The 5,825-nt window shown below is 51.9% G+C and carries 4 protein-coding genes and 1 pseudogene; 3 read left to right on the top strand and 2 right to left on the bottom strand.

Annotated elements, in window-relative coordinates:
* The 3 genes from ABJQ89_RS07305 to ABJQ89_RS07295 form a co-directional block, all read left to right on the top strand.
* The coding region (locus tag ABJQ89_RS07305; protein ID WP_348495597.1) for a phytanoyl-CoA dioxygenase family protein at positions 1-509 on the top strand (509 nt) is incomplete at its 5' end.
* Positions 510-518: 9 nt separating this feature from the next.
* On the top strand, positions 519-1,904 hold the full coding sequence (locus tag ABJQ89_RS07300) for a class I SAM-dependent methyltransferase (protein ID WP_348495596.1): 1,386 nt from the start codon (positions 519-521) through the stop codon (positions 1,902-1,904).
* Positions 1,905-1,922: 18 nt separating this feature from the next.
* Positions 1,923-4,286, top strand: coding sequence for a TIM-barrel domain-containing protein (locus ABJQ89_RS07295; RefSeq protein ID WP_348495595.1), 2,364 nt, complete (start codon positions 1,923-1,925; stop codon positions 4,284-4,286).
* Positions 4,287-4,351: 65 nt separating this feature from the next.
* On the opposite strand, the gene ABJQ89_RS07290 is transcribed toward ABJQ89_RS07295, so the two are convergent.
* Both ABJQ89_RS07290 and ABJQ89_RS07285 read right to left on the bottom strand, forming a co-directional pair.
* Positions 4,352-5,119, bottom strand: coding sequence for an ATP-binding cassette domain-containing protein (locus tag ABJQ89_RS07290; RefSeq protein WP_348495594.1), 768 nt, complete (start codon positions 5,117-5,119; stop codon positions 4,352-4,354).
* A pseudogene (locus tag ABJQ89_RS07285) lies at positions 5,119-5,825 on the bottom strand (sugar ABC transporter permease); the annotation flags it as partial. The gene ABJQ89_RS07290 and the pseudogene ABJQ89_RS07285, both read right to left, overlap by 1 nt.

Genomic DNA, 5,825 nt, shown 5'->3' with positions numbered 1-5,825 from the left:
CACCGCTTACGTCGTTCTGCGACGCAACGCTTGGCCAAGATCACATTATCAATTGTTTTACGTGCGTGATTTCAAAGCCGGGCGCGACGCAGCAACATACCCATACGGATTTCTCAGGCTTGTTTGGCACCCCACTGGATATGTTTGCACCCAGTTATGCAATCAATCTGTTCATTCCTCTGGTGCCGCTAAATGACATAAACGGAACCACGCAGATGTGGCCCGGCACCCATAAAAAGCCACTCGCCTCTCCAGAGGAACACGACGGAATTTTGCCCAACGTGCCTCTCGGCTCAGCCGTTCTCATGGATTATCGGGTGCAACATCGCGGGACCGCAAACCTTTCAGATGAGATGCGCCCAATCTTAACCATTGCCTATAGCCGAAGGTGGTTTATCGACACGTCAAACTTTGCCACTGTCGCCCCTCTTGATCTGAGCCAAGAACAGTTCGAGACAATGGATGATCGGCGCATAGCGCTGTTTGAACGTGCCAAACTTTATTTCTGAGAGCTGCAAATGAGCCTTAAGCCAATTTCCATGACATCTCTTATTGAGATCGGGCCAGAACTCGTTTGGCTGCAACCGAGTAAAGGCACGAAGGCCACGGCTTTTTTCCGCACTGCAACAGGCGCGGTGCAGACACGGCAGATCACAGACCTTGAACTTGAGTTTCTTGAATGCGCTGATGGGAGCAAGTCGAAATCTGAGATCGGCATAGACCTCGGTATAACTGCTGAACAGTTTGATGAGGTTTTTCAGGGCATTGTGCGTTGGGCGCCAAAAGCACTGGGCGTGCGCAACAGTGATGCAGACGCAGCTCAAAAACGCCATAACTCTATCGCCGCGGCGGTTGAGCTTCGCGATATTTGGGCGGCCATGTCTGCGAAAAAAGACGACAACGATCAGTTTCATAAAACTGGAATTGACGATGCACCGCGTCAGTTTGATACCATCGAAACAACGATTTCGCATTGTTATCGTGAACCGACGAAAGCCTTGCAAAACCGCACCTATGGCGAAGCATTTTGCGACTGGTTGCTCAAGCAAGATTGGCTGAAGCCCCACGCGAAAATCATGGAAGTTGGCTGCGGTCTCGGTTATTTTGCGAACGCCGTTCTGACAGCGCTTTCACAGCATCGCCCTGAAATTTATGGCACAATCACCTATACGATGTTCGATTTGTCGCCTGATCTGGCCAAATCACAGCGCCAAACCTGCAACGCCCATTTGGATAAGATTCGCTTTTTACACGGCAATATCGAAACGTTTGAATTTGGCGATGAGCGCTTCGATACGATTATTAGCAACGAGGTCATTGCAGACCTGAGCGTTGAAACATTCGACAGCGCGGAGGTACAAACGCACAAGCCAACGAGCGAGGCCGCGCGCCTCGCGCTCGCGTATGATTTGGAGCTGCCCGCGACGATCAAAGGGCCAAACGCGCGCGCAGTGCTCAATGTGGGCGCTATACACTTCGTGGAAACTATTGCCCGCTGCTTATCCGAAAATGGTAAGGCCATTCTTACCGAATATGGAACTTTGGACGGCAGTCCAAAGGCAGTTCATTTTATCAACCATCAAGAGTTTACCGTGCAATTTTCGCACCTTGTACAGGTGGCACAACAAAATGACCTTCAAACGGATCTCCAGAAACTTGGGGACATGTTAGATTTTGACCGCAACTATGCGCCCTTGGACATCGCATCGTTTCACATTTTGTCCGACGCCGTTTTGCCATACCTAGATAAACCACCCTTGCCCAACATCGCTTACAGCTATGAAATGCTCAAAGCAGAGCTGGGTAGCGATCTAGACCGCATCAGAAATCTTATGTTTCGTCCCTTGTCGCACCCACAATCTTTCACACCTTTCCGTTTTTACGCGTTAACCTTGGAAAGGTGAGCAATCTTAGGGGGCATTATGAAAACGCTAAAGACATGGACGTTACGCAAACAGTGGGATTATGGTCTCGAACTAGAGGTCAACGCACGCCACACGCTCCGCGTTGTTGTGCTCGAAGACAGCTTTATCCGTGTATCCCTGAAAAAGGACGGTCAATGGCGCCTGCCCCGCACGTGGTCGATTGCACCTGATGGCACTGTTCCGTGGGAAGGGCGTAACCGCGATGATCTGTCTGGTTTTTCAGGATCGAAGGTCACTTTCGATATCACCGAAGAACTCATTTCCCTGTCGACGCCCTTACTGCAATTGACGATTACCCAGCCGCTGCATTTGTCGTGGGCCGCCAAGATCAATGGCGCTTGGACAACCTTTGTAGAAGAACGCCCCACGGGCGGGACCCTGCTTGGGCTGAAGGACAACGCACATGCTCACTACTTAAGACGTTTTGAAGGCGAGCCTGTTCATGGGCTTGGCGAAAAAGCCGGCGATCTTGATCGCAGCGGTCGCCGCTTTGAAATGCGCAACCTTGATGCACTCGGGTACGACGCAGAAACCACCGATCCTCTTTACAAACATATCCCGTTTTCAATGACCCAGACTACATCAGCGGGGGCGTGGTCAATTTTTTATGACAACCTCTCGAGCTGCTGGTTCGACCTTGGCAATGAGTTGGACAACTACCACCTGCCCTACCGCTCCTATCGCGCGGAAGATGGGGATTTGGACTATTATGTCCGCTGGGCGCCTCAGATGTTGGAGCTTGTCAAAGAGCACGTAAAACTAACGGGCGGCACGGCCTTTCCGCCCCGTTGGACACTCGGGTATTCTGGCTCAACCATGTCCTACACCGATGCCCCGAACGCGCAAGAACAGCTCGAAGGTTTCTTGAAGGATATCGAGAGCCACGCAATCCCGTGCGATAGCTTTCAACTGTCATCCGGTTACTCTTCGATTGGCCCCAAGCGATATGTGTTCAACTGGAACACAGATAAAATGCCTGACGTTCATGGAATGTCAGCCAAATTTAAAGCGGCAGACGTGCATTTGATCGCGAATATCAAACCCTGTCTGCTGCACGATCACCCGCAGTATGAAACCGCGGCAAAAGCGGGCCTTTTCGTCAAGGACAGCGAGACGGGCGAACCAGAGCAATCCACATTCTGGGACGATGTCGGATCACATTTGGATTTCACCAATCCGCAGACAATCGACTGGTGGAAGAACGGGGTCACCACCCAGCTTTTGGAGTACGGCATTGGCTCCACTTGGAACGACAACAATGAGTATGAAATTTGGGATAGAGACGCGCAATGCGACGGCTTTGGTACACCCATTGATATTTCGCTCATTCGTCCGCTGCATTCGCTCTTGATGATCCGTGCCTCGGAAGAAGCGCAGTTGGCCCATGCGCCGAGCAAACGGCCGTATCTTATCTGTAGATCAGGCTCGCCTGGCATCCAACGCCATGCACAGACATGGTCTGGTGACAATCGAACCGATTGGAAAACGCTACGCTATAACATTCGGACAGGCGTCGGCATGAGCCTGTCTGGCCTCTTCAATGTTGGGCATGATGTCGGTGGCTTTGCAGGCCCGCGCCCAGAGCCGGAACTCTTTGTCCGATGGGTGCAAAACGGAATTTTCCATCCTCGATTTACGATCCATTCATGGAACGATGATCAAACGGCCAATGAAGCGTGGATGTATCCAGAGGTCACCCCGCATATCCGCGCCGCGATCGAACTGCGTTATCGCTTTTTGCCCTATCTCTATACGATTTTATGGCAAGCTGTTCAGCACAACGAACCGATGTTGCGCCCGCTCTTTTTGGACCATCCTGACGATCCGCACGCATGGGCCGAAACCGATGATTTTATGCTTGGTCGTGATGTTTTGGTGGCGAATGTTGTGGATCCTGACGTTACAACGCGCAGTATCCGTCTGCCCGATAATGCCACCGGCTGGTGGGATTTCGAAACAGGACAATGGATTGCACCCGGCACTTTGGTCGAAAAAGCAGTCGATCTAAAATCGATCCCGATATTCATTCGTGCAGGCGCAGTGTTGCCCATGTCATCGGCAGCACCTCGCGCCAAACCATCGGCTGAGGCGGATCGCATCCTCGCCCTGTTCCCTGCACTGGAAGAGAGTAGTTCGAGCGGCGCGTTTTACGAAGACGATGGAGAGAGCATAAATGCAGCCTATTCGCTTCTGAATTTTACACTTTCGGGGGACGCGAATACGCTGAACTTGGACTGGCAACAAGATGGGTCAATTCCGCCAGTGATAAAGACTGCAACGTTCACTTTGCCAGTCGGCGAAACACGAGGTCTGACGGTGCGCGGCGCTACAGTCGCTCAAGGGGACACCATCACGTTTTGATAGATTTCTGCCCCTCAACGCATGTTCTCGCGAACAGCTAAAGAGGGGCAGAATGTTCTTAGGGATTAGGCGACATCCTTATCCATCGGGTTTTTGCCGAGGATAATCATGGACAAAAGATCGTCGTCTGTGACGTCGGAAATTTCGACGGTTCCAACCAGTTGACCATTTTTCATCACGCTGGCCCGATCACATAGTTCCATCACGGAATGCACGTCATGATCAATCAGGAAGATTCCAATGCCCTGCGCTTTCAATTGCTGAATAAGTTCGGCAACCATCTGCGTTTCGTGCGGTCCAAGGGCCGCCGTGGGTTCGTCCATGATCAAGATACGTGCGTTGAAATAGACCGCGCGGGCAATGGCGACAGATTGGCGTTGACCACCTGACAGTGCGGACACCGGCTCATTGAACTTTTGAAAGTTCGGATTGAGCTGATGCAGGATCTTACGACATTCCGCTTCCATTGCCGCATCATCAACGAGGCCAAAAGGCGTCATGATCTCGCGGCCAAGGAAAAGATTAGAGGCCGCATCGAGGTTATCTGCTAGCGCCAGCGTCTGATAGATCGTCTCAACGTTATGCGCGCGTGCATCGCGCGGGCTGTTGATTTCGACCTCTTCGCCGTTGATGAAGATTTGACCCTCGTCTTTCTGATACGCACCAGACAGAACTTTGATCAGTGTCGATTTACCAGCGCCGTTGTGACCGAGCAGACCGACAACTTCACCGGGGCGAAGATCAACCGAGACGTCATCAACCGCTTTGATGCCGCCAAAAGCGATTGAGATGTTGCGCATCTCAACCAACGGGGTTTCATTTTGTTCAGACATTATTTAGCCCCCACACCTTTGCGATAGATGATGTCGATAAGCACGGCCAGAACCAGCACAATACCCACGATGATGTTCTGGAACGGCGCATCCACACCGACCATTGCCATGCCCGATTGCAAGGATTGCATGATCAAAGCGCCGATAATCGCGCCATAGATCGTCCCAAATCCCCCCGCCAAAGCCGTGCCGCCGATAACGGCAGCCGCGATAACGCGCAGTTCGTCCAATGTACCGATGTCGTTGGAATGGTTAGACAAACGCGCAGATGCAACGACCGCAGACAATGCACACAAGAAGCCCATCAATGCGAAGATTTTGACGGTCAACATACGGGTGTTGATCCCAGACAATTCCGCGGCATCGGGGTTACCACCCGTGGCATAGATATAGCGGCCCAGTCGGGTGCGCTTGGCAACGACACTCAGAACAACAGCAACCAAGATCAGGATGAGAACAGAGACTGGCAAACCGTATCCAACCGTCAATCCTTCTGGCAATTCTTCGCCGCGTTGCTCAAACATACGTTCAAGACGACGTTGCGGGATCACATATGCATTTAAGATTGCAATGAACCCGAAGATGGCAGCCGCGATGATGCCGTAGAGCGTATATTCTGCCCAGATCGGCTTCACTGGAAAGTTATGGGCCATTTTTGCTTTGCGCCCTTTTGACATTGCCCAGATCGCTGCAACACAGGCAAACA

This window comes from Planktotalea sp. (assembly GCF_039984035.1).
Classification (GTDB): Bacteria; Pseudomonadota; Alphaproteobacteria; order Rhodobacterales; family Rhodobacteraceae; genus Planktotalea.
This window is presented reverse-complemented; position numbering and strand designations above follow the sequence as displayed.

Coding starts and splice junctions, on each gene's coding strand:
- ABJQ89_RS07300 (WP_348495596.1), top strand. CDS start 519: ATGAGCCTTAAGCCAATTTCCATGACATCTCTTATTGAGATCGGGCCA.
- ABJQ89_RS07295 (WP_348495595.1), top strand. CDS start 1,923: ATGAAAACGCTAAAGACATGGACGTTACGCAAACAGTGGGATTATGGT.
- ABJQ89_RS07290 (WP_348495594.1), bottom strand. CDS start 5,119: ATGTCTGAACAAAATGAAACCCCGTTGGTTGAGATGCGCAACATCTCA.